Source organism: Phycisphaerae bacterium (genome assembly GCA_035384605.1).
Taxonomy (GTDB): domain Bacteria; phylum Planctomycetota; class Phycisphaerae; order UBA1845; family PWPN01; genus JAUCQB01.
This window is the reverse complement of sequence record DAOOIV010000014.1, coordinates 14,541-39,969: the sequence shown is the minus strand read 5'-3', so window position 1 is coordinate 39,969 and position 25,429 is coordinate 14,541. Positions and strand designations below refer to the sequence as shown.

Below are 25,429 nucleotides of genomic sequence, written 5' to 3'. Positions count from 1 at the left end.
ACATGCTGAGATCCAGAGCAAAAGAAAAGGAAGCCACGGAGCCGGTTACTGAAACCCGGTCCGCGATACCGAACGCGGTACCCTCCTTCGACTTGAGCAGGATCGAGTCGACGGAACAGAACCTCGTATCCGCGATGCAGACCGTCCGCGAGCTGCTGGAAGCACGCGCCCAGGTTCTGGAATCGTGCCGCAAGGCCCTTGAAGACTATGCCCATCGCCTGACCGAGGAAGCGAAGAACCACGATCAGCAGGCTCAGGAGCTCTGCGAACAGTACGAGAACCGCGAGAAGACCCTGGCGGCTCGCGAGGCCGAATGTCAGAAGCGCGAGCAGGAACTGAAAGAAGCCCAAGCCCGACTGGATGCGCTCACCAGGGAGTTGAGCACGCAGTCCGAGCAGGTGCGTTCCAAATCCGAGGCGATCTCGCGGGACGAAGCCGCGTTGAACAGTCGCAAGGCCGCTTTGGACCAGGAGGAACAGCAGTTCAAGGCCGAAGTGGCCAAGATCGAGGCGCGGGCCGCCGAGATCGAGAAAGATCTGAAGCAGGTTGAATCCGCGAAGGCCTCGCTGGCGGAAGCGACGAGCAACTTTGAGAAGGAGCGCAGCGATTGGGAGAAACAGCGGACGTCGCTGGGCGGCCTGGAAGAACAACTCAAGAGCCAGCAGGCGGCACTGGTCAAGGAGCAGGAGGCAATCAAGGCGAAACAGGAGGAAATGAACCGGCTGGCGGCTTCGATCGAGGAAAAAGCCAAGGCGGTCGCCGAGCGGGAGGCAACTGTTGCAAGCATGCAGAAGGAGTTGGACGGCCGGATGCAGGAGGCCGCGGCGGCCCGAGACAGCCTTGCCCAGCTCCAGACCCAGCTCCAACAGGAACTGGAGAAGGTGTCTCAACAGAAGAACGATCTGCTGCCGCAGTATGGGCTGTCCGAAACCGAGCTTGCACAAGGCAAGGCTCCGAATCGCAACGTTCCGTCGGTGGCCGAACAGGAGGCCCGCGAATCCATCGAACGGTTCCAGAAACTCTGCAGGGATGCCAAGCGGAAGGCAATCGGCGCATGACCGGCCGTCGGGCCGCATGAGCCACTTGAGAAGGGTACGACTATGGGATTGGCGCTACTGAGCAGAAGGAAGAACCGGCAGCCACAAAACAACCGAGGGCTGCCATCGCACCGCAGGAGCGATGATTACCAGCCGGCCGAGCCGCTCAAGCTCGATCAGGATCCCCTCCAACGGCTGCTTCAGATGGAGCGATACGGCGCGATCGTTCGCAACCGCGATCAGTGGCAGGATCATGCGATGATCCAGTCGGTGTTTCAGGCGGCCGTCGAAGCCATCGATGAGCAATTCGCCCTGGTTCCCGAGGGATTCGCATCGGTCAGCCTGGCGGTGAACGATTTCCCCGGCAGTCCCGAGGAGGACTTCGAGACCAAGCCTTTCCTCCTCGCCCGCTGCTGCGTCACGCAGGAGCAATACCAGAAGTTCGTCGATTCGGGCGGATATGAGGATCTGCAGCTCTGGCCGCAAGACATCTGGCCGCACCTCATCGACTTCAAGGACCAGACGGGCAAGCCCGGACCGCGTTATTGGCAGGACGGCCGGCACGACAAACGTTTCAGCCGGCATCCGGTCGTGGGGATCTGCTACTACGAGGCCGCCGCGTATGCTCTGTGGGCGGGTTATCGGCTGCCGACCGGAGCGGAATGGCAGATGGCGGCAAGCTGGCGCATTCGCAGTTCGGCGAACGTACTACGCCGCTATCCATGGGGAGATTCGCTGGACACTGCCAAGTGCAACATCTGGGCGTCGGGCATCGGCGGCACACTGCCGGTGACCGAATATGAGAACGGGGCGGCACCCAACGGGGTGCTCCAGCTCATCGGCAACGTCTGGGAATGGAACTCGTCGAACTACGAGATCACCGACGACTGCGGCCGACAGGTCGTGGGAGACATGCTGCTCAAGGAAATCCGGGGCGGGGCTTACGACACTTATTTCGCCTCACAAGCGACGAGTTGCTTCCGCACGGGGCTCGCCAGCCTGGCTCGGATGCATAATGTGGGCTTTCGTTGCGTATTGGACCTGGACGCCAAGGATCAGCCTCTCAGTCAGACACCGCCGTCCCCGGATCTGCCCACGGCCGGGCGGACGACGCCGGCACAGCCCGCCCAAGGACCGTCCAACGATCCTGAAAGGAGGCCGCAATGAAAGGCCAAGGGACAACGACCATCGCACCCAACCGCTGCATGATCTGCGAAGAGATCAATGCCGCTCAGACGCCGCAGTGTCTGTCGTGCGCCGCCCCGATGGCCCTGGTACACGACTCGATCGCCCAGGACCGCGAGCCGCAAATCGTCAGCGTCATCGGCGATACCAACGTGGGCAAAACGGTCTACCTGGGCTTTCTGCTCGACATGCTGACCCATCGGGCCGGCGACTTTGAGGCGATCCCCAAAGGGGCATACTCGATCGATCTTCAACAGACGGTCATCAGCAACATGTCCCAGCGGATGTTTCCACCGAAGACGCCGATGGAAGCCAACCAGTGGTACTGGGCGTACTACCAGGTATACAAGCATTCCCCGCAACCCAAGTGGGTGGATCTGATCATGCCCGACATCGCGGGCGAATCGCTGGCCGCCGAGGTGGCGGCGCCTAATACCTTCAAGGTCATCCGAAGCCTGCTGAACAAGTCGGCGGGGTTGATGCTGCTGGTGGACGCGGCCCTGGCCGCCAACGGCTCTTCGCAGCCCGACTTCTTCGCGGTGAGGATGCTGAGCTATATTGACACGATGTACGGCGCCGGTCGCAACCAACGTATCGGAACGCCGACGGCCATTCTGCTGTGCAAAGCCGACCAGTGCCCCGATTGCTTTGACGACCCGCGCAAGTTTGTGAAGGCCAACATGAACCGGTTGTGGAACCTCTGTGAGAGCCGCCTTTCAAACTTCGAGTTTTTCGCGTGCAGCGTGGTCGGCTCGCTGGGCTACGCCACGGCCCCGCAGGAAGACTACGTGATTCCGGTGCCGCTCCACACGGCGCTGCAGGGTATCCTGGAGCCCTTCCAGTGGGTCGTCGACCAACTGTAGCAGGTTTCACACGGAGGTGACGCAATGTCCGCCGCTTCACAGGTGGTGTGCGACCAGGCCGTTTTCACCTCGATCCGCACGCCGACGGGCCAGGGATACCGCATCGTCGCGGCCAGCCGCGGAGTGCGAGCCGACGAAAAAGCGGAGATCACCGCTCGGTCGCCTTCCCACGGCAGTCTGTATGAAAGCAGGCCCGACGCGGTGGGCCTGCTGAGCTACAGGCTGACCAGCAGGCGGTTCTGCGTGGGCTACGTCTGCCACGCCGGCGTTGAGCACACCGGTCGGGGCGGCCAGCGCGTCTATACGCACATGGCCCTGCTGGACGAGGCTGCATACAGGTCGTTTGACAGCAACCCCGGCGCGGTGCACGCGGCCATCGGCAAGGTAATTGGCGAGGCCGGACCGCTGCTCAAACCGCCTCCGCATCTCGAGCCGCTCGTCCTGCCGCCCGGAACACGCGACTTGGCCTCGCCGGAAGCGGTTGGGTGGATCTGGCCGGCGGCAGCGATGCTTCTTGAAGGCCGCCGGTTGGTGCTGACCGGAGAAAGCAAACCGCTGGCGATGCTGAACTGGATCATGCTCAGTCTGGCGCGTAGTCTTCGTGAGCACGTGAACGCCTCGACCGATCTGCGGTTTTCGCCTTCGCGCGGAATGCATCTGGTCCTGATTGAAGGCCAAGATCCGCAATTGCTCCGGCAACTGCCAGGCTCGCAGATGCAGGCTTGGGCCTGTGACTCGACGCCGCCGGAGGTGCCGGCTCAATTCCAGGCGTGGTTCGGGTTGCTGAGACGATGGCACCGCGAGGGTCGGTTCGAGGACATCGCCCGGCTGACGTGCGAGACCTGCGCTGACTCGGCGGTTGAGTCGCTGGGCCGCGTGGCCGCTATCTGTGAAGATGCCGATCGCCTCACAGTCGCCGACCCGGAAATGGTCGATGAAATCGCTCGACGATACACGTCGGGGTGCGCCGAGGGAACCGCCGAGCAAACTCTCGTCCGGCAACTACTCAGCCGGACGGAACAAGCCCGATCATGTCTGCATCAGACGGCAGAGGTGTCGTAGCGGGGTCGGGGCGATCGTTCCTCCCCCACCTTAAACGAGGCGGCGCACCCGCGAGATGCTTATTTCAAGCAGTTGGGGTCCGCCGGACAGTCCGGGCCGACAAGGCAGCGCACAAAAACCAGGATGTCGCTACGGTTGACTTTCCCGTCTCGGTCGAGGTCAACACCCCTGCAGGAAGGGTCGAGGGGAACGGAAGCGGGATCACCAAGGCAACGCTGCAGAAGGCCATAATCACTCTGATCCACGTCCCCGTCCAGGTCGAAATCGCCATAAGACCATTCGCAGACGTCGGCCAGACCGTCGTCATCGGTGTCGGGCTGGCATTCGTCGGGAATCCTGTCGGCGGTGCAATCCTGGCTGGTTCCGCAACCCGGGACATCGCAGGGCCCGTAGGGCGTGCCACAGCTTGCGTCACACGCATCGGGAATGCCGTTTGCATTGCAGTCGGGGTGCTTTTCAAGAGCTCCCAAGTCCAGAGTCGCGCCGGGAAAAGACGCCGGGGACTCGCTGTCAGGGGCGTCCACGATTCGCTCGAAGCCGGCCAGATCGAGCAGCACCTGCCCGCTCATAACGCCGCTGCCGCTCAGACCGCTCATGTTCTCGGTCAACATCAGTGTGTTCGCCCGGTCGATGCAGGGCGAACCGCTGCGCAGGTGCAGATTGCCGGGATCGTCATTACCGCCGATGCCCCAGCCGTCACCGCCGTCGCCGGCCGGCCGAACAAACAGCGGATCCATGTCGATGTTCTGGACGCCGCGATAGGTGCGACCGTCGCCCGGCACGTCGTCCTGAACGCAACTGTAGGCGACGAACTCACCCCCTTTGGGGCTGAATATCTGCGAACCGGCGCCGGAGGAGGCGGTCAACGAGTTGCCCCAGACGATGGTATTGGCAACCATCGGGTTGCCGCGATCGATGCTGATTCCGCCGCCTCGCAGGCGTGCGTGGTTCGCCGCGATCGTGCAGTTCACGATAGTGGGGCTACTGTCCTCGCTGTGTATGGCTCCGCCGAATTGTCCGGCGCTGTTGCCCGCCAACAGGCAGTTCGTGATCTGCGCGTTGCTCTCGAAGACCGTGCACAGGCCCCCTCCTTCGCCTGCATGGTTGATAAGGAAACTGCAATTGGCAATGGCGGGGTTGCCGTAGTAGCCGCTGAAAACGGCTCCGCCGGACTTTCGGGCGTAATTCATTCTGAATTCGCAGCAAGCCACGGTGGGACCGCTATTGACGACGAGCAAGCCCCCGCCGCGATCATTTGGAGGATGACCGTCCGCCCAACCGCCGGTAATCACAAACCCGTCCAGGAGTGCCGGCCTGCCCCTCAGCACTGCCGAAGGGCTGGTGACCACGTGATAGCAGTTGTCGATTGCCCTGGCGGGTTCAAACGCGGACGTATCGTTGGCCGCCAAGTCGCCGCTGAGCACCGTGGGATGCAGGAGCGGACGGCGTTGCTCAACGCTCACCTCTCCTCCCGCAAACCCGCCATAGATCCGCACTCCCGGAACCAGCATGAAAGTCGATGACCGGTCGCCGGTACCTCGATCGGGACGGTAGACGCCCTCGGCAACCCAGATTTCATCAACCCGTCCATCCGAATCCGCGGCGGCGGCAAGAGCATCCTGCAGATCGGTGAAGGCGTTGGCCCAATCACTGCCGTCGTTCGCCCCGGTGGCTCGCGAGTCGACAAACACGGTCACATCGCAGGCATCGCCACGTCCGTCGCCGTCACGGTCAGCCTGATCGGGATTCGGATCGTAAGGACAGTTATCATCGCACTTTGTCAGCACGCCGCCGGTGCAGGGTTTATCGCCCACATAGCCGCTGCGATTACCGTCATCGGGGATCCCGTCGTTGTCGTCGTCTTCATCGCAGCCGTTGATGACACCGTCACCGTCGGAATCGCCTTCGCATTCGTCGGGCCATTTGTTCTCATTGCAGTCGGTGCTGGCTCCGGAGGCAATGTCGCACTTTTCGGGCACGCCGTTACCGTTGCACTCATTGGCATACAGGAATGCCAAGCCCGTAGGTCTCAACGAACCGACGCCGACGGCAAACGCCGCCTGGACACCCGGGCGTCCGGGATCATGGTCCACGGGCGAACCGTCGAGGCCGCGAAACTCGAGCACGCTGTGAGTGTTCAGGTTGCACACGAACAGGCTTCCGTTGGGACCCCAGACCATACTCTCGGGCCTTGTCAACCCCCCGCTGCCGCTGGGCACGAACCATCCCAAGAAGGTGCCGTCCATCGCGTATCTCAGAATTTCGCCGGTATCGCGACTGGCAACGAGGAGATTGCGGCCCTTTTCGAGCAACAGTGAACTCGGCCCGGACAGACCAGCGCCTTCGCAGACGACCCGGCGGAACGCACCGGTCTTCCAATCGTATTCCAACACCCGATTGGTCTGCTGACTGGCCACCAGCAGATGTCCCTCAGGCGACCGAAGCATGGCCGACGGCCCCGCCAGCCCCCCCTCACCAGACTGAACGAGGATCCCCAACGGCCGGCCGCTATCGAGGTCGAACTGCACCACGCTGTTGTCCTGACCATTGGCAACCAGCATGAGAGTCGGCTCAACCAACAACAACGCCGTCGGGCGACGCAAGTCGGGACCGGCGAAGCTTCTGACGGGCAGACCATTGTTGCCCGCGTATTCGACAACCCTGTCGCTGCCCGCGGCGGCCACATACACTCTTCGATCGCTGTCAATGGCAATCGCCCGCGGCTCGCGGAGATCGGCCGCCCGCCGATCAACAAGCGGCCCCAAGTAGTCGCCGGTTGTGCCGTCGAAGCTGAGCACCTTATCCCCCCAAGCACTGGTCACCAGCAGGCGCGAGCGTGAGAAGACCTCGCACGAATCCAACACTCCGTTTGCGTCGCAATCGGAGCCGGTTCCATCAAGGACCTCACAGGCGTCGGGTATCGCATTGCCGTTGCAGTCGCGATGGAAAGCCGATTCGTCAGCGCCGATGTCGATGCGACAATTCCGCACTCTGGCCTCGCCGTCCACATCGAGCGGCGTGACCGCATCGGGCGCAAGCGGTGTACCTGCGTCCACGCAAGGCGATGAGGCCAGGAGATGCCAATCGTCGTCCTCGGTACCCGGCACGTCATCGGGACCGTCCGGATCTACAAGCATCGGATTGCGCCAGGTGTTGTTCTGGTCTTCCCAAAGCCCCTGGCTACCCTGGATCGCGCAGTGCGCGACGGTTGCGGTGCCGGCCACCTCAAGCTGCGACTTCGCACTTGCCGCCCCTTGCCGCATGTTGCCCCAGAAGATGCAGTTCGTGACGTTGGCGGCTGCGCCGGAAGCAATGTACGCCCCGCCGCCGTACGCGCTTGTGCTGTTGCCGATCACGGTGCAGTTGAGCAGCGTCGTCCTGCCTAGCCCGCAGAAAAGGCCCCCCGCGCCGAAGGAAGACGAATTGCCGCTGAAGACGCAACCGGACAGAATCGGATCACCGCTGCCGATGTAAACACCGCCGCCGTTCACGGCGCGATTCCCCAAAAAGAGACAATTGGTCAGCCGGGGAGCGGCCCCGATGATGTAGATGCCTCCGCCATCGCTGCTCTGGTTGTCAATGAACCGGCAATCGGCAATGATCGGGGCCCCGTCGAGGATGACCATGCCGCCACCTCGGGTCATGCTGTTTCCTGCCGTGACTACGAAGCCGTCCAGAACGGTTGTCGCGTCCCCCCCCTCGATCGTCACCACGTGATGACAGTTGTCGCGTCGACTCGGACCGCTGCGTCCGCTACCGGGAACATCGTTTGCCTTCAGGTCGCCGCTGAGCACGGTGCGGTTCAACAGCGGCCTTCGTTCCTCGAGGGCGGTCTCCGAGCCGGCGAAGCCGCCGTAAACGCCGACGCGGGGCGGAATCACAAAGGTGGCAGAACCGTCTATCTCAGGAACGATCCTTCGAGACGGTCGATAAACGCCCGCGGCCACCCAGATTTCCGTCGTGCGGCCTGCGGACGCGGCCGCCGACGACAAAGCCTTCTCCAAACTGGCGAAGGCTGTCGACCAACTCCTCCCGTCGCCGTGCGTCGAGGCGCGCGCATCCACATAGAGTCTGGCGGCCGCACACTCGTCGCCCGTGCCGTCTCCGTCCGCGTCAGCCTGATCGGGATTGCTCACCAGCGGGCAATTGTCACACGCATCTCCAACGCCGTCGGTGTCGGTGTCCTGTTGATCGGCATTGCCCGTCCGCGGGCAGTTATCGTTCCCGTTGCTCACCCCGTCATCATCAATATCGGGGTCACAGGCATCGCCAACACCGTCGCTGTCCAAGTCTTCTTGTGCGGCATTCGGGCTGTCGGGACAGTTGTCACACGCATCGATCCGTGTGTCGTGATCGCGGTCCTGTTGGTCACGGTCGGGAATGCCATCGGCGTCGCAATCGGCGAACGAGCCGAACTCGTAAGCTCCCATGTCCACATTGGAGCCGGCCCGGCGGGGGTTGCCGTCGAGATCCTTCGCGGTTTCACCCGCGAGCACCAGGTTGTCACCCGCCTCCACGCAGGGAGAGCCATCAAGAAGCCGATAATCATTGTCGTGCCACGTCAGGGGATCCCCATCGGCTCCGGACGCGGAGATGAAACCCGGATTCCCTTCGATGTTGCCCGCCGCCCAATCGAGAACGGCTCCCGACTCCACCACAACAGCCGCTTGCCCACCTCGGACGTCGGTGTGTGACACCAAAACCCGGCTGGACGACTGCGCGTTTCGCACGGCAATCTCGCGGGCTCCGCCGGTCGTTTCATTCCATAGAAGTGAGTTGGTCAGCGCGACGTCGCCGCCCTGACAAACGACGATCCGGCCGTCGTCGTCGGTCAACCTGTTGCCGCTGAGCGTGCAGTTGACAACCTCCGCCCGGCCGGCCTCCCAGTAGTGCAGCGCTGCTCCTTCTGAAGCGGTGTTGCCGGTCAGGAGGCAACTCTCCAACTTCGGGCTGCTGTCAAGCCAGGCTGCAACTGCCCCACCGCCGGCAGCCGAGTTGCCCGCGATGACGCAACGCTGGATGACGGGGCCGGCCTCGCCGAAGCTGAAGACCCCGCCTCCGGCCAGCCCGGCGGAATTGGCCCTGATCACGCATTGCCGTATGGTGGGACTCGCTCCGGCGCAAAGAACTGCACCGCCCACAGAGACGATCTGATCGCCAATCAAATGCGTCGGCGCGTACCCGCCCGTAATGGTCAAACCGGCCACGGTGGAGCCGGTCGTCTCGCCACTGTGAAACAGAAAGGCGCGTCGCGGTCGCGATTGCACGCCCTGACAGTCGATAATCGTCGCGGCCACGACGGCGGGATCGTCCGGGTTTACGCTTCGGACGGTGATCGCTTTGCCCCAGAAATCCAGGTCCCGATTACCCCATCCGGTGTAAACCCCCGGCCTCAGAACGATCTCGTCACCGTCGGTGGAAGCGTTGATGGCCGCCTGAATAGTGGCGTATTCACCCGATCGACCGTCGGCGTCCACTTCTCTGATTCGCGGGCCCCCGCCGAAACCGGCCGGACGAAGGTTCACCACTGCCCCCTCGTAACCGGGCATCCTGGGCATGCTGCCGATGAGATACCACCCGTTTGAGGCGCCGCCCCATCCCATGTTCACATGGAAACGGCGTTCGCTCGTGCCTCCGACGATATCCTCGGCATAACCGTCCACCACGATGCTATGGTTGGGAACGTCATACCACAGAGGCCAACCCAAATCGATCTGCCGCTTGATCTCCTCAAACCAATGGTCTTCGGAGAAACCTGATTTCGAGATGAGGCAGCCCCCGGCCGCAAAACCGAAATAGCGAACAGGCACGGCCGGATCGCTAATCGCCCCCGATAGCTGCTCCCCGCCGCTGCAGAAACCCGTTTTTAGCGACACCGCACAGTGATAACACAGCTTGGCGACCGCATCCTGCATCACAGACGGGTCCGTGGCGGAAACCGTTTCCGACATGTTGTGCCAGTCGTAGAAGGGCGCGTCGGCATCGTCACAGACCGGCAGATACCGGCCGTCATACCACGAGCGGTCGAAACACAGCGAGGGCCAACGCGAGGATTCAGGATCTCCGTTGTTCCAGGTGTAGCACTCTCCGCCGGCCGGACCCCCGGTGCCGAAAAGCGGGCTCTGCCAAAAAGCAAGGATCTGAGCAAGAGAGGTCGCCACGCAACCGATCGGGCATCGGCAGTAATGGGCCGGAAGAGTACAGTCGAGCCGCTCGGGTGCCAAGAGGTTGTATGGCTCATCCTGGTGCCAGCGCGTCCGCAGGAGCGGCCCGCGGGATATCGCCGATGAGCCGACGTCGGGAATAGGATTCGCCGCCGCTGTGAAGGCCGGATCAAGCCGACCGGCAAATGACTGCTCGATTACTCGCCAGGAAGTATGGGGGGCGTTGCCGTCGGGCCGAGACGCGTTCTCCTTCACCTGCCGACAAAACTCATCCCATATCGCCGCCGCCGGCGGCACAGCGGGGTCGAACTTGCCGTCCAAGGAGTAGAAGAAAACGGGGGAAACGGCATCGTCGGCCGCAATAACGACGGCCCCGCCGCCTGGCAGGTCAAACTGGTAGGCGCGAACGACACCCTGCTCGTCCAGAAGAGATCGACCTTGCTCCACGGCAAAAGCGGTCTTTGAGGAAAGTGCCGATCGAAGCGATTTGAGGGCCCCCGGCCCATCCGCCGGCAATCCCCTTCCCTTCAGCGTCGTCTGGGCGCGAAGCGACCACCAGCCTTGGGCGGTCACGGCCGCCCGCGGCCTGTCGACTGGTGCGGCAAGAACGGCACCGGCCCCGCATCCAAGGCTCAGTAGAACAGCGGCGGCAATGTCCTTCGAGTTAGTCAAGCCTGGTGCTCCCGATTCCCCGCGTCCCCGGCAACGCCTCTTCGCAACCTTTGGCCGCCACGATACTTACAGTATAGCAACCCGGGACATCGAATGCCAGACAAACCTCGCCTTCGGCTGGCGCCGCAGGCCGCGGAAACCGGGTTCGGGGGGACTTTCCGAGCCGTATTGGAGACAGACCGCCAACGGTTCCGATGGACATAGGGGCAAAATCCCTGCGCCGACGTCGGCCAGGAAGACGGTGAACTCTTAAGACGGGACAAGTGCGCATTTTGCGCACGTGGCCCTGCTCAAAAGGACCCCCATTTGCGGCCCGCGGCCTGGGCGGTCCGCCCTGCACGGAAGCGCTCGTATGTGCGGCATCGCCGGATACATCGGCCGGTCGGAAATCGGTCCTGATAGAATCGACCGGACGCTGGCCCTGATGCGCAATCGCGGCCCGGACCATCAGGCCCATACGGTCTTCCGCGATGGCGACCTTCACGTCGTGCTTCTCCACTCCAGGCTCAGCATCCTCGATCTGGATCCTCGCTCCAACCAGCCGTTCAGCATCGGCGACCACCACCTGGTCTTCAACGGCGAAATCTACAACTACGTTGAGCTGCGAGAGGATCTCGAGCGACGGGGGATCAGCTTCAACACCGAGTCGGACACCGAAGTCCTGCTTCAATCATACCTGGCCTATGGACCGGGTTGCGTCGAGAAGTTCGAGGGCATGTGGAGCTTCGCGATTTATGATCGAGGCGAGCACCGCATCTTTCTTTCGCGAGATCGCTTTGCCGAGAAGCCGCTGTATTACATCGCCGACGATGACGGCGTCTATTTCGGGTCCGAGGTCAAGTTTCTTCAAGCCCTCGCCGACAGACCGCTGGCGATCAATCAGCGGCAGGTCCTCCGTTACCTTGTCAACGGCTACAAATCGCTCTACAAGCAACCGGAGACGTTTTTCACAGAGGTGCGCGAGGTGCCGTATGCGTCGAACCTGGAGATCCGGGACGATCTCAGGCCGCGCCTGCAACGTTATTGGGTGCCGCAGTACACGCCTCGCGACATGACGCTGGGCGAGGCCGTCGAGGGCTTTCGTCACTATCTGCAGGAGAGCATCCGCATACGCCTGAGGGCAGATGTGCCACTGGCCTTTTGCCTGAGCGGAGGCATCGACTCGGGGGCCATCGCCTCCATCGCCGCCAAGGTCTTCAACTACGACGTCACCACTTTCTCCATCAGCGACGAGGACGAGCGGTACAACGAGTTCGACAATATCCGGGCCACCGTGGACGATCTCGGTTGCCGCCACCACGTCATGAGCATTCCGCACCGGGACATGCGGCGGCGTCTCGAGGAATTGGTGCGCTACCATGACGCCCCGGTCTACACGTTGACCTATTGCATCCACTCGTGCCTTTCGGAGATGATCTCTCGCGGGGGCTTTCGGGTGGCCGTTTCGGGTACGGCCGCCGACGAGCTGGTCACCGGCTATTACGACCATTTCAACCTGCACCTGTACGAGGTTCGGCACCATCCGGACTTCGCCACCTGGCTTGCCGACTGGCATGACGGCCCGGGACGATTTGTTCGCAACCCGCACCTCAAGAACCCAGGACTTTACTTCGACAACCCGGATTTCCGCGACCACATCTACCGCAATAACCACGTATTCGCGGAAATGCTCACCTGCGACTTCAGGGAGGCCTTCTTCGAGGAGCGATTCTGCGATTCCCTGTTGCGAAACCGGATGCTCAATGAGTTGTTCCACGAGGCAACGCCGGTCATCCTCCACGAAGATGACCTGAACTCGATGTATTACAGCGTTGAGAACCGCAGCCCTTACCTGGACTCGCGGTTGTTTCAGTTCGCCTTTTCGATTCCGCCCGAGCACCTCATCCGCGACGGCTACGGCAAATACGTGCTGCGCGAGGCGGTCAAGGGCATTCTCAACGACAAGGTTCGCCTCGACCGGCAGAAGAAAGGCTTCAACGCGAGTTTCCACGCTCTTTTCGACCCGCGCGACCCGGAGGATCGAGATTTCCTGCTCTCGGAGGGGCCGATCTTCGATCTGATCCGCCGCGACCGGATCGAGGCGCTGCTCGGCGAAGAGACGCTCAGCAACAGCTTCAGCAAGTTCCTGTTCAACTTTGTGAGCGCCAAGCTGTTCCTGGAGCAATGGGCCCGCGGCACTCCGGGTTCCGTGACGCCCGACCGCGATACGGCACTCTGCGGGAGCACACAATCATGAAGTACTGCACCCGCTGTGTCCTGCCCGACACCCGCCCTGGAATCGTTCTCGACTCGGAGGGGGTTTGTAATGCCTGCAAATCAGTCGCCGCCAAGCGAGAGATCGACTGGGCGGGCAGAAAGCAACGGTTGGCAGAGATCATCTCGGAGGCCAAGCGGCGAAGCCTCGGCTACGACTGCGTCATCCCCGTCAGCGGCGGCAAGGACAGCACGTGGCAGACAATCGTCTGCCTCGAATATGGCCTCCGCATCCTTGCGGTCACGTGGCGAACGCCCGGACGAACCGAGATCGGTCAACGCAACCTGGATAATCTCATCCGCCTGGGCGTCGATCATATCGATTTCACGATTCATCCCGAAGTGGAGCGGCGGTTCACGCTCAAGGCCCTGCGCAAGACGGGCAGCTCGGCGGTGCCCATGCACATGGCCCTGTATGCCATACCGCTCAAGATCGCACTAGCGATGGATATCCCGATGGTCGTCTGGGGCGAAAGCCCTTACATGGAGTACGGCGGAACCGACCGGGAAATTGAGATCGACCGCTGGGACCCGGACACCCTTCGACGCCATGGAATCCTGCAAGGCACCACGGCCGAGGACTGGGTCGACGAAGAACTCACTCTCAAGGACCTCGAACCGTACCGCCTGCCGCCGCAGGAGCAGTTCTCGGGAAAGCGGATCATGTCGATCTTCCTCGGCTACTACCTGCCCTGGGACCCATGGGAAAGCAAGCGGGTCGCGACCGCGCGTGGATTCCAGGCCGACGCTCGAGGACCCCGCGTCGGCCTCTACGACTATGCCGATATCGATTGCCATTTCATCTCCGTTCATCACCATTTCAAGTGGTTCAAGTTCGGTTTCACCCGACTGTGGGACAACCTGGCCATCGAGATCCGCAACGGTCGCCTGACGCGCGAGGAAGCCGTCCGAATCATCGCCGAGCGCGGCGACCAGACGCCGCATGACGATATTCAAGGCTTCTGCAAGTATCTGGGTATCACCGTCGATGAATTCCGGCAGATCGAGGACCGTTTCCGCAACCCCGCCATCTGGACGAGGGAAGACGGCCGCTGGGTCATCAAGGATTTCCTGATCAAGGAGTGGAAGTGGACATGAAGTTTGAGGAGAACAATCCGCCCCGCAAGTTCAGTGTCGGCAGGACCGGGGCGATCGAGATTTCCGACTGCGGGCGAGTCTTCCTCGATCCCGATGAAATGGTAACCTTCGTCACCCCGCGCGGCCACGAGTATGACGTCACTGCCAAGGACTGGGGCTTCTATGCGACGCCTTCGGTAAACGCCCGGCTTCGCGACCAGGGCTTCAAGACCGCCCTGGTGAGGAATCAACAGGGGCGATACTACATCATGCTGGTCGAGAAGGACCGTATGGAACGGTTCCTGATGTATGCCCGCGACCATCAGCAGGAATTGTGTGAGTGGCTTGATGAGCGTCATTGAGACGATGCCCGCGACCATTCCCCAACGGCTGGCAAAGAACGCCGAAACGCCCGACTGCGCGGAGTTCCTCTGCCTGCTGCACGCGGACGGCGAACCCGAACGGTTCAGCTATCGCGACGTGCTCAATGAAGCCGGGCGCTACACAAGTTTCTATCGCCAGGCCGGTCTGGTCCCCGGCGATCGAATGGTCATTATCCTTCGGCACTCGCTCGACGCCTATGCATCCTTCATCGGCGCGATTCTGGGCGGGTTCGTGCCCAGCTTCTGGTCTTGTCCATCACCCAAGATCTCAGCGCATGAGTATCTCAAGATGCTCGCCTCGCTGCTGGCGGGAGCGAAACCCAGACTGCTGCTGACCTACTCCCGTCTCGGCGATCAGCCGGAAGCTCTTACGATGTTCCGAGATGCGGCCGTGCCGTCGTATGTCGTCGACGAGGTTCCCAAGACTACCGAGGCACCCGCGTGGCACATGCCCGACGATCCTGAGACGATCGCCTTCCTCCAGTACTCGAGCGGCACCACCGGCGCCAAGAAAGGCGTGGCCATATCGCACCGGGCACTGCTCTGGCAAGTTGACCATTACGCGGATGCCATACGCCTCGATTCGTCCGATCGCATCGTCAGTTGGCTGCCGCTGTATCACGACATGGGTCTGATCGCCTGCTTCATGCTGCCCTTTATCAGGCAAGTGCCTCTGGTCGCCATGTGCCCCTTCGAGTGGGTCCAGCGTCCGGCCATGTGGCTCCAAGCGATTTCCGACTTCCGCGGCACGCTGTCGTGGCTGCCCAACTTCGCCTACAGCTTCATGGCAACGACCGTGACGGATACCGAGCTGGCGGGCATTGACCTTTCGAGCCTTCGCGGCATCGTGAACTGCTCCGAACCCCTTCTGAGTCGTAGCCATGAGCAGTTTGTGCGGCGATTCGCGGCCTGCGGCCTGAGCAATACCGCTTTGTGCAGCTCGTATGCCATGGCCGAGAACACGTTTGCCGTCACTTCGGGCGGCTTTGACGGCCCGCTGGCCGACGACTGCATCGATGGACCGACGTTCGCCGGAACCGGTCAGGCGATACCTGCCCCTGCCGATTCGCCAACCTGCCGCAGGATGATCAGCTCGGGCACCCCCCTGCCGCAGACCGAGATTACTATCGTCGATGACCAGGGACGGCCGCTGCCCGATCGCCGGCTTGGCGAAATCGTTCTCCGCACGCCCTGTCTGCTGACCCGTTACGACAACAACCCTGAGGCGACCGCTAAAGCCCTCCGCGACGGTGCCTACTTCACCGGCGACCTGGGCTATGTGGCGGACGGGCAGTTGTATGTTACCGGCCGCAAGAACGACATGCTGATCATCCGCGGGCAGAACATCTATCCGCAGGATATTGAGGAAATCGTCAGCGCGACGCCGGGCATCATCCCCGGCCGTTGCGCGGCCATCGGCGTGCCCAATGAGCGGTCCGGAACCGAAGATCTGATCATCCTTGCTGAGACGCAGGAGACCGATCCGGAGAAACGGGAATCGATCCGACGCGACGTGCTCGCCCGTATCGCCCGGGCAACCGAGGTCGCCCCTGCCGACGTCTGCCTGCTCGAACATATGTGGCTGCGCAAGAGCACCTCGGGAAAGATCTCGCGAAACGTCAATCGCGACCGATACATTGAGATGATCGCCGATTCACGATCGCCGGAATCCGCATCGTGCTCCCCCAATGCCGCCACGACCGCCGAATCGACGCTCTCGGCGGTCCGACGTTGCGTGACCCAGGTCCTGTCGCAGGTTCGGGCCGGTCGGTTCGCCCGGGTCGGTGACGACGAGCCGCTGGTCACCTCCGGGTTGATCGATTCGCTTGGACTGGTCTCGCTGCTTACGGCCGTCGAAACCGGCTTCAGGGTGCAGATACCGACGCCAATACTGGCCGACGTTCTAAACATCGATACGATTCGAAGAATCGCAGACCTGGTCGATCGCCTGCGGACGGGGGCTCCCGGGCCAAAGGATTTCGACTCTTTCCCACACGGTCCTGACGACGTGCCATTGCTCATCGGGGCCCCTCGCACCACCCGGCGAACCAAGGGCTTCTGGGCACACTACTATCGCTGGGTCTTCCGCCGTCATGGCATACGCGTCGGCAAGGGCCTCCGCGTCCTCGGGCCTCTGATGCTCCGATTTGACGGCGATCCGAGAAACATCACCATCGGTGAGGATGTAACGCTGATGCCCGGCGTTGACCTCAAGATCCGAGAGAACGGCAGCATCATCTTGCACGACGGGGTCGTCCTCGACACCAACGTCAGGCTGGTTGCCGCCCGCGACGGCCGTATCATTCTTGGCGAGAATGCCCAGCTCGGCATGGGCACGATCGTCAACGCTGGTGCCGACGTGATCATCGGCCGGCGAACCGCCTTTGCCAGTTACTGCACCATCATATCCTCGGAACACAACTACCTTACCCGCGAGCCCTTCATGCGGCAGGGCTACCGGCACGAACCCGTCTACATCGGCGAGGACGTCTGGGGTGCGGCCTATACCTTTGTCGGCCGAGGCGCGCGGATCGGTAACGGCGCCGTCATCGGCGCCAACACCCAGATCCGAGGCCACATCCCCGCCTGGGCCGTGGTCATGGGCAACCCCGCCCGGGTCGTGCGCTTCAGAACTTGAAACCGATGCCCTGTTCGACCCACCTGCGGGGCAGCCGCGCACAGACCTTTGCTTAACCACGGCCGGAATACGACCGATAAACCATCCAGGGCAATGAGACCGCCTTGCTGCCCAAATGCGGCCGTATCTCATTGTCGAACAAGATGTTACATCCAACAGGTCCCGACGAGCCAGCCGCAGCGGACCTGGCAAGGTGACTGCGAAAAAGGGCCTGCAGGGCAAATATGAAGACCAAGGTAGGCGTTCCGATACTGAAAGGCCCGGGTTTCATCGCCAAGCTTCGGCAGATTGCCTGCGATCCGCTGCCGGTCGATCCCTGGCCGGACCTCAAGTACCGCAACGTCTTGATCGCCGGAGTGGTCGGGGGCGAGGTTCACTTCTCCCGGATGGGCATTATTGGCCAAGGGTTGCGGATGCGGGGGGCAACGGTCACCTTGCTGCAGTGCGATGAGTTCTTGCCGGCCTGCACGATGCGAAAAGTCGACCACTACGAGAGCGCCTGCACCCGCTGGTGCCACAAGAACTCAGGGCCCTTCGCCAGGGCTATCGGCCTGCCCTGCCGCTGGTACAGCGAGTTCATCACGCCTGCCGAGCGCAAGGAATGCGACCGGATCGCTGCCGACGTCGACCTGCACGCGCTGCATGCGTTTGAGCATCGGGGCGTTCCTCTCGGCGAGCACGTCCGGCAATCAATCGAAAGCTTCTACAAGATCGGCTACTTTGACGCGAATGATCCCGAGACCGCCGGCATGGCCCGGCAGTTCGTCCGGGCGGCTCTGTACATGACCACCGTCGGCTTCCGAGCCCTCGAACAGTTGAAGGTCGACAAGGTTATCGAAGAGGACGGAAAGAAAGTTGATTGGGGGGTAATTCGCGGAGTGGCCGGCAGGATGGGCATTCCGGTGGACGTCATACGGTCAGGCCTGGGCTATTACAGCATTCGCTTTGAACATGATCGACCGCCGAACCGCTCAGCGATGATGCCGGAGTGGGATACATGGAAGCACATCCCGTTGACACCGGAACAGGAAAAGGCGCTGGACCAGTATATGCTCCGCCGTGAACGCGTGCCCTACGAGTACCGCAGCGCCGACTGGCAGACCAACACCACCGATCTTCGCGAAGCCCGCCGACATGCCGGCCTGCCCGACCGCATTGCGGGCAAGGTGTTCGGGATGTTCCCGAACCTCAGCTACGATGCCGACCGGAACAAGACGGTCGCCGCATTCGAGTCAGCCAACGATTGGATCACTGAGACGATCCGCTTCTTCTGCCGCCGGCCTGAGCATCACCTGGTGGTCAAGATCCACCCTTCGGAGAAGCTGTGGAAAGCCCGCGACCCGCTGCTTCCACAGATTGAACGGGAGTTTCCAAGCCTCCCGCCGAACATCCACGTGTTGCCACCCGAGTCGGACGTCAGCGCTCACGCCGTGGCCCGATTGTCGGACTGGGCTTTGGTATACACTTCGACGGTGGCTGCCGAGGCCGCAGCCCTCGGCAAGCATGTGATGCTGGTCGGCGGCGGCTGGAATGCGGGGCGAGGCTTCAGCCACGACGTCACTTCGGCCCGGGACTACTTCGAGAAGCTCGAAGGTATCTGCTCAGGCGCCTGGAACCCGGAACTGCGGACGGATCTCGCCCGACGGTACGCGTACGCCCTGTTCTTTCGGTCCAATATTCGAATATCCTGGGTCACGGTCCTTGACCTGAATGTCCGTTCGATCAACATCCGCAGCCTGGCCGAGTTGGGTCCGGGGCAGGATGCGGCAATGGACGCCATTTGCCGCTCGATTCTGTGTGACGAACCTTGCGAGGACCCTTCATCACGTCATCCCGGAGAACATGCCCCAATATGAGCTTCAAGAACAATCTCGTCGTTTCATTCGTGCACGGCTTTCACAATCCGGCCGACGCCGCCAACGACAAGCCGGTTCCGGCGCTGTGGGAGATCCGCTCAGACGGCGAGCGCGTCCACAGTTATGTGTTTCCGTTTGACGGCGAGGATTTCCGGAAGCTGCCGTACCCCGTTTTCGGCGAACTGCCCGCCGGACGGCCGGTGCTCGAAAAGAGAGCCCGTTTCGGCTTCACGGGCCTTGCCCGTGTCGGCGACAAGCTGTTCGCCGGTTCATGGAACGGCATCTACCAGATCGACTTGGCCGGCAAACAGGTGAGCCGGTTCATCTCCAACCGCTACAGTTGCTACATGCATCGCATCTACGCGGATGACCAACACATCATTCTGGCAATGCCTTTCAAGGACATGGTCGTCATCATGGACCATGAAGGCCGCATCGAGGACCGTTTCTGGATCGATCGGTCGCTCCGCGTCGTTCGCGACGATCGCGATTCGGTGGACTGGCGGTTCATGAACAAGCCCTGGTCCGGCTCGACGGGATTCTATCATCTGAACCACGTCCAGAAGCTGGACGGCAAGATCCTGCTGACGTCGAGAAACCTCGGAGCTCTGATCGTCGCGGACCCGCGCCTCGATCGCTGTGAGCTCCGTACGCTCAACTACCACACGACCAGTTGCATCCACGACGGGGACTATGTGGACGGGCGCTACTGGTTCACCAGCATCGACGGCAAGGTCATCGTCGCCAGCGAACCGCCCGAGCACGACGTCGGCCTTTTCAACTACGACCTCCAGGCCGAGCACTTTCGCCTCGGCGAAAAAGAGCGGAATTGGTGCCGCGGAATTGCCGTCACCGACGACCGCGTGTACGTCACCGTCGACGGCCGATACGGAGCCGACCTGAGTTTCTCCGTGCTGGAGCTTGACAAACAGTGCAACATTCTCGACGAGCGCAAGTTCCAGTGGTCGGCGATCGGCGACACCTCGAAGATCCGGTTCGTCACCGGGTTCGACATCAAGGTGATTGACTGAGGCGTGCGTTACGTTCGGCGTCACCGGGCGACAAGGATGGCAATGGTCGCGGATCTGATTGTCAGCTTGAAGCCCGAAGCAGCCATCCCCCACTCGCGCCGGATCGCCTAGGACCATCTGAGTCCGCAGATCTGCACGATAGAATCGCCGCCCTCGCACCCGCCCGCTGCGGCTCTACGGAACGCAATCCCCGGGATTGCTCGGATCAAACGGAACACCCGGCCCGGTAGCACAGGCTTCAAATGCCAGCAGATCGTCGCGGTCGATGTCGCCGTCCCCCGCCCCGCCGTCGTCGCGGTCGAAGAGACCGCAGTCCGGGTTGAGGATACCGCCTGACTCGCCGGTGAAGCAGGCCTGGAACGCGGCAAAGTCGTTCTGATCCACGTCGTGGTCGCGGTCGGCATCAGCAAATGGGATCGGCGGGTTACGGTAACAATCAATGTCGCCGCACATCCGGAAAAGATGGAACTCGCCGCCCAGGCCGTTACACTCCTGCACCGTGCCGGTGCTGACGCAAACCCCCGTGTCATGATTGCAGCAGGCTCCGTAAGTTTCCATGGACGTCGTGAATAACCCTCCGTTCAACTGGAGGGTATCCAGGTAGAGCGGGTAAGCCGGCTGCGCGCAGCCGCGATTCCCGAGGTAAAGCGATTTGAAGGCCCCATGGTAGCGTCTCGGCACCGTCGCAGTCCAGAGAACGCCCAATTGCTTCGAGGCCCAGGTCACGCGAATATAGTTGGTCCACACGTCGATCCTCGTGTGACAGAACCGCTTGGTGGTCCACGGGTCGATCGTGGCGGGATAAAGGCCGGTGCTGAGGCTCGCGTCCCGTGCCAAGAAGCCGGAATATGGACCTTGCGCCAGGCTGGCGCCAGAGGGAGGATCGGTAGGCACCCCTGCGGGAACGTGAGCGAGGTCCATCGTAATCCAGTCACGGCCGTCGTACACCGCGGGCGCGTAGGCGAAGGGCACGCCGGGGCTGCCCCCGCCGCGCGGATCGGTGTCACACGGGTTCTGGTCAAGCACGGCGACCATGCCGAAGGCGATTGCGTTGTGGTTGCCGCCGTCGGTAAGAGCAGCCCGGGGGCGAGGCAGATTGCCATCGCCGCAATCCACATAAGTAATGGCTAGCGGAGCGCGATCGGCACCGTCCGCGAGTTCCACGTACGTGTTCACCTGGTGAGCGGCCTCCGACATCCCCAGATCCAGGCCGCCCATCGCGGGAAAATCATATAACAAGTAAACCGACAAGGGAGCTTCATCGGTGCCCGCGACTGCGATCCTGGCAGGATCACCCTTCGACTGAATCAGCGAAGAGAGATCCCACTTATAGCTCATACCGGAGTAATTGGGTGCGGCGAGACCGTCGGTCTGCCACAGTTCGCGACCATGAATGCCGTCGTCGGCTGTGAAGATCAAGGTGCCGTCAAAGGCGGTGAGGTTGCCGGGTTCCGAGCCGGCAGCGCCGGGATTGATATCTTGGACCATGCTCGTGGGGAACGTAAGCCAATCTGAGCTGACGGAGGACTTCCACAGCTCGCGGCCATGCGTGCCGTCAATCGCCGAGAAATACAACAGGTTGCTGCCGACGGCGGTCAGATTTGCAGGCGAGGAACCGGCGGTGCCAGGGTTGATATCCTTGACCAGCTTTGTGTACGAGCTTGTGCCGGCGCTCACCCATAACTCAACCCCCTTGCCGGTACCGTCATCCGCCGTGAAGTAGAACTTGTCGCCGACGGCCACGAAGTTGGAGGGAGGAGAGGCGAAGGTCTTGACCACGTAGGTACCGCCCGCCGTGCCATCTGTTCTCCACAAGCTGTTGCCGACGGTGAAGAAACCCTTATAGAGCGCGCCGGCCGTAATGAGGTTCTTCGGGCTTCCCGCAGGACCCGGATCGTAAACCATCACCGTATCCGAACCGTCCAAGGCGCCGCCCGTCTTCCAGAGCTCCTCACCGTTAACCCCGTCGCTGTTCACCGTAAAGAGGGCGCTCGGGTACAGTTGGGAACCGGCATACAACTTTACCGGCAACAGACTGGCTGGATTGGAGCCCGCTGGACCCGCCACGATATCCTTGACCAAACCGGTACCTGCCAGGGTTCCGTCAGTCCTCCACAACTCGCGACCGTGAACCCCGTCGTCGGCGGTGAAGAAAACCTTGGCATCATAGGGTCCGGACCAGGGCCAGGAAATGAGGAGCGTGTTCAAGAGCTGCGGCTCAGATGAAGCGCCTGCCGAGGCAGTGTTGATGTCCTTCAGCAGGGTTGTGGTGATCCCATCGCTGAACCAGAGTTCACGACCGTGGGTCTCGTCCGTTGCGGCGAAGACCACGCCCTTGATCATGTTGTTCCCGACTACCGCAAACCCGCCGGGGTCGGAACTGCCGGGACCCGCATGGATATCCGCAAGCAGATACGTCGTGGTTACAAGGCCCGTGGTCGTATGACACAACCACAGCTCGCGGCCGTTCACGCCGTCGTCGGCGCTGAAATAGACGTTACCCTGCTCGCCCGGTTCCTGGCGGAACAAATTCGCGGGATTCGAGCCGGCCGCACCGGGGTTAATGTCCATCTCCACCGACGTGACGGGGTACAAAGCCCCTTGGACGCGGTAGAACTCCTGCCCCGTGGCGCCGGAACCGTCATCGGCCGAAATCCAAAGACGCACCACCTCCTCGATTCCGCTGACCGCCGTCTGGCCGACGATCGAGCTGCCAGGGCCGGGATTGAGATCCCTGATCATGCGGGTGCCCACGCCCACGGGATGCAGGCTTCGCAGACACTTCGATCCCTCGTCCCCGCGTTTCGTATCGCGGAAGACAACGGCCCCGGAACACCCCCCATCAATGGTCCAATACGTAGCGCTGAAGATGCTGCCCACCGTGCCGTCAAATGTCTGGACGTCGTTGAACTGCGCCTTGAGACTTGCCCCCGGAACCAGCAACGTTGGCACCACGATGAAGCACGCAAGATGGCGGGAGAACTTTCGCTGCCGCAATGCGAGTCGCTCCTTTCCGTGATGGCCGCCAGGGCCGACTGCTCTTTTTCTGCCGGTCAACGGCAACGTTCCACCGCAAACGCCTCTGCCTGGCTTTTCGGCCTGCTGAACATCTGCGTAACGTTCGCGCCTGCACACCTTGGCCGCATCAGACCGCTTTCTCCCCTGAAATGTGCTCTCATTGGCACCCTGTCGGTATCCCAGGTCCGCTGGCGCAAGCCTCGAAGGCGCTGAAATCATCCATGTCGACGTCGCCGTCGCCTTGGCCGTTGTTGTCGCGATCAAAGCACCTGCACAGGCCGGTTACGCTTTCCGAACCGGGCCCGGTGAAGCAGGCCTGAAACCTGGCGAAGTCCGCCTGGTCCACGTCCCGGTCCGCATCCGCGTCTGCGAAAGGCGTTGGGCACGGACAGACGGTCGTCGCACAGTCGGTCCCGAACCCCCGAAACACGCCGGGACATGCATCGAAATCCGTGTCCTGACACTCACCGCTCGGCAGACAGCACGCCCCCCTGCAGTCCTCACATGTGGTGTCGGGACCGGCATAGCGCCCGCCGGCACCCTCGCAGGCCACGGGAGTACCCACGGCACAGTTGCCGCCACCAAAGCAACATGCTCCCTGCCCGTCAGGCAGCCCGCCGCGCAGACTAAGGTTGTCAAAACTCAGCCACCTGGCACCCCATTCCGGCTTGCCCGAGCTGTTGCAGGTATCGTATGCGTTCGCGATACAGGATCTGTTGCCCACGCAATGACCGCTGCTATCCATTCTGCAGCCGATCGAGGCGCCCGCGTGGAGCTTGTTGAAAGGCCCGACGTACTTCCGTGAAATGCCCGTGACTCGGCTTTCAACCCACTGCAACTGGCCGTCAATCCTGATTCTCGTTCGGTGAGTAATATCCACGGTGCCGGTCTTGACCGTGAGAATAATCTCGTTGGTCTTTTCCCCGAGGACGAAATAGTCACTGTTGTTGGGATGGGGATGGTCCGTCCACCATGCCAAGGTTTCGCCTCCGGGCCCCGGGTGATCCGGATTGATGATCCGCCATTTCAGGCCGTCATAGAAAGACAAATGGCGATTCGTGGGAACCTCCCTCACCCTATCCTCGGCGGGGGTCTCCGGAGCCTGGCAATGACAGGGATTGTTGTCCAATAGGGCATTGGCTCCGATGGCGATTGCCGTGCGCACGTTGGTCTGGAGCGGCGGGCAGGCCGGTGCCTCGCTCCGGGGCTCATACGATTGGCAAACGTGCGGCCAGGGGTTGTGCACGTTCGTCCAACCCTCCGGGCATGTCTTGTAGCAACTGACGCAACCGGGTTTGTTGACCGGATCTTCCTCCAAGCCGACCAGGATGTAATCCATCGGCGAACGGTTGCCATTGGGCAACCCGGTGTCCAGGAACAGCTCCATCACGCCGATGTCCCACTGTACGTGCACGCCGGAAATGACTTCGCCTTCTTCGTTGCCTCCGCACATGTCAAAGCGAAGCACCAAGGGGAACTGATCAGTGCCGATTACCCTGTCGTATGAGGATCCCCATTTGAATTGAATGTCATCGATGAGATCAACGGTCGCCTGGCCGAGTTGCCCTTTAGGGAACCTGGCGGCCAGCGGCGGAGAACTGACCCAGTCACCCCCATCTTCCCCTTTGAACTCCACGCCACACAAGTCACCCGTGTCGTTGATCCTGGACGTGCGCGGAAAGGCTTGACGGATCAGGCTCCAACTCCAGCCCTGATCCTCCGTGCAAGGCTCAGGCGGAGCAGGAGGACAGGCCGGCGCGCCATTGCAGATCCGGTCGAGATCCTCGCACCAAATAGCCGAACAACGACATGCCGGCGGATCCGTGGGATAGGCGCTGCTGCACCACGTCTCGGCGAGCACCTCAACCGAAAGCACCAAGCAGAGTGTCGCGAGAATCGGAAGTGATCGCCGTTTCATCTCAGCGCTCCTTTTCGGCCGTGGGCGACCGGCGCGCACGACACAAGGACGACTCAGGTCGGAGTCGCCTCATCACCGAGGTCGCGAAGGCCCTCCGTATCCAACGAACACCGAAGAACGTCCGCCTGTGAAGGGTCCGCAGGCAACACGCCGGTTGGCAGTAACCACGGCGAGGTGTTTCCGCAGGTTGACACCTCACTGACACGCAGTGGGTATGCCAGGTCCGCTGGCGCAAGCCTCGAAGGCGCTGAAATCATCCATGTCGACGTCGC

13 protein-coding genes are annotated in these 25,429 nt (G+C 61.9%); 10 read left to right on the top strand and 3 right to left on the bottom strand.

Annotated features, from left to right (window positions below; translation table 11 throughout):
* Window positions 1-2: 2 nt before the first annotated feature.
* The 4 genes from PLL20_05650 to PLL20_05635 are packed head-to-tail and all read left to right on the top strand — an operon-like array spanning window position 3 to window position 4,147.
* A complete protein-coding gene (locus PLL20_05650) occupies window positions 3-1,058 on the top strand; it encodes a hypothetical protein (protein HPD29458.1) in 1,056 nt (351 codons plus the stop codon).
* A 42-nt stretch (window positions 1,059-1,100) separates the two neighbouring features.
* Window positions 1,101-2,204, top strand: a complete 1,104-nt coding sequence (locus tag PLL20_05645; protein ID HPD29457.1) for an SUMF1/EgtB/PvdO family nonheme iron enzyme — start codon at window positions 1,101-1,103, stop codon at window positions 2,202-2,204.
* On the top strand, window positions 2,201-3,085 hold the full coding sequence (locus PLL20_05640; GenBank protein ID HPD29456.1) for a hypothetical protein: 885 nt from the start codon (window positions 2,201-2,203) through the stop codon (window positions 3,083-3,085). The genes PLL20_05645 and PLL20_05640 overlap by 4 nt, the downstream gene beginning before the upstream one ends.
* Before the next feature lie 24 nt (window positions 3,086-3,109).
* Window positions 3,110-4,147, top strand: a complete 1,038-nt coding sequence (locus PLL20_05635) for a hypothetical protein (protein ID HPD29455.1) — start codon at window positions 3,110-3,112, stop codon at window positions 4,145-4,147.
* 59 nt (window positions 4,148-4,206) lie between these two features.
* Here PLL20_05635 and PLL20_05630 read toward each other — a convergent pair whose 3' ends face one another.
* Window positions 4,207-10,983, bottom strand: a complete 6,777-nt coding sequence (locus tag PLL20_05630) for a C10 family peptidase (GenBank protein ID HPD29454.1) — start codon at window positions 10,981-10,983, stop codon at window positions 4,207-4,209.
* A 352-nt stretch (window positions 10,984-11,335) separates the two neighbouring features.
* On the opposite strand from PLL20_05630, the gene asnB reads away from it, so the two are divergent.
* From asnB to PLL20_05600, 6 genes are all read left to right on the top strand, one after another.
* Window positions 11,336-13,219 carry an asparagine synthase (glutamine-hydrolyzing) gene (asnB, locus tag PLL20_05625; protein HPD29453.1) on the top strand — a complete coding sequence of 628 codons (1,884 nt, stop codon included), beginning with the start codon at window positions 11,336-11,338 and terminating at the stop codon, window positions 13,217-13,219.
* The gene (locus PLL20_05620; protein ID HPD29452.1) at window positions 13,216-14,334 is read left to right on the top strand and encodes an N-acetyl sugar amidotransferase; all 1,119 of its coding nucleotides are present in this window, start codon (window positions 13,216-13,218) and stop codon (window positions 14,332-14,334) included. Before asnB ends, PLL20_05620 begins: the two co-directional genes overlap by 4 nt.
* A complete protein-coding gene (locus tag PLL20_05615) occupies window positions 14,331-14,675 on the top strand; it encodes a hypothetical protein (protein ID HPD29451.1) in 345 nt (114 codons plus the stop codon). The genes PLL20_05620 and PLL20_05615 overlap by 4 nt, the downstream gene beginning before the upstream one ends.
* Window positions 14,662-17,334, top strand: a complete 2,673-nt coding sequence (locus PLL20_05610; GenBank protein ID HPD29450.1) for an AMP-binding protein — start codon at window positions 14,662-14,664, stop codon at window positions 17,332-17,334. Before PLL20_05615 ends, PLL20_05610 begins: the two co-directional genes overlap by 14 nt.
* Before the next feature lie 224 nt (window positions 17,335-17,558).
* On the top strand, window positions 17,559-19,190 hold the full coding sequence (locus PLL20_05605) for a hypothetical protein (GenBank protein HPD29449.1): 1,632 nt from the start codon (window positions 17,559-17,561) through the stop codon (window positions 19,188-19,190).
* Window positions 19,187-20,221, top strand: coding sequence for a hypothetical protein (locus PLL20_05600; protein ID HPD29448.1), 1,035 nt, complete (start codon window positions 19,187-19,189; stop codon window positions 20,219-20,221). The genes PLL20_05605 and PLL20_05600 overlap by 4 nt, the downstream gene beginning before the upstream one ends.
* Window positions 20,222-20,395: 174 nt before the next feature.
* Here the strand turns inward: PLL20_05600 and PLL20_05595 are convergent, their stop codons facing one another.
* Both PLL20_05595 and PLL20_05590 read right to left on the bottom strand, forming a co-directional pair.
* Window positions 20,396-23,218, bottom strand: a complete 2,823-nt coding sequence (locus tag PLL20_05595) for a hypothetical protein (GenBank protein ID HPD29447.1) — start codon at window positions 23,216-23,218, stop codon at window positions 20,396-20,398.
* Between the two features lie 178 nt (window positions 23,219-23,396).
* Window positions 23,397-25,157, bottom strand: coding sequence for a hypothetical protein (locus PLL20_05590; protein ID HPD29446.1), 1,761 nt, complete (start codon window positions 25,155-25,157; stop codon window positions 23,397-23,399).
* Window positions 25,158-25,429: the final 272 nt, after the last annotated feature.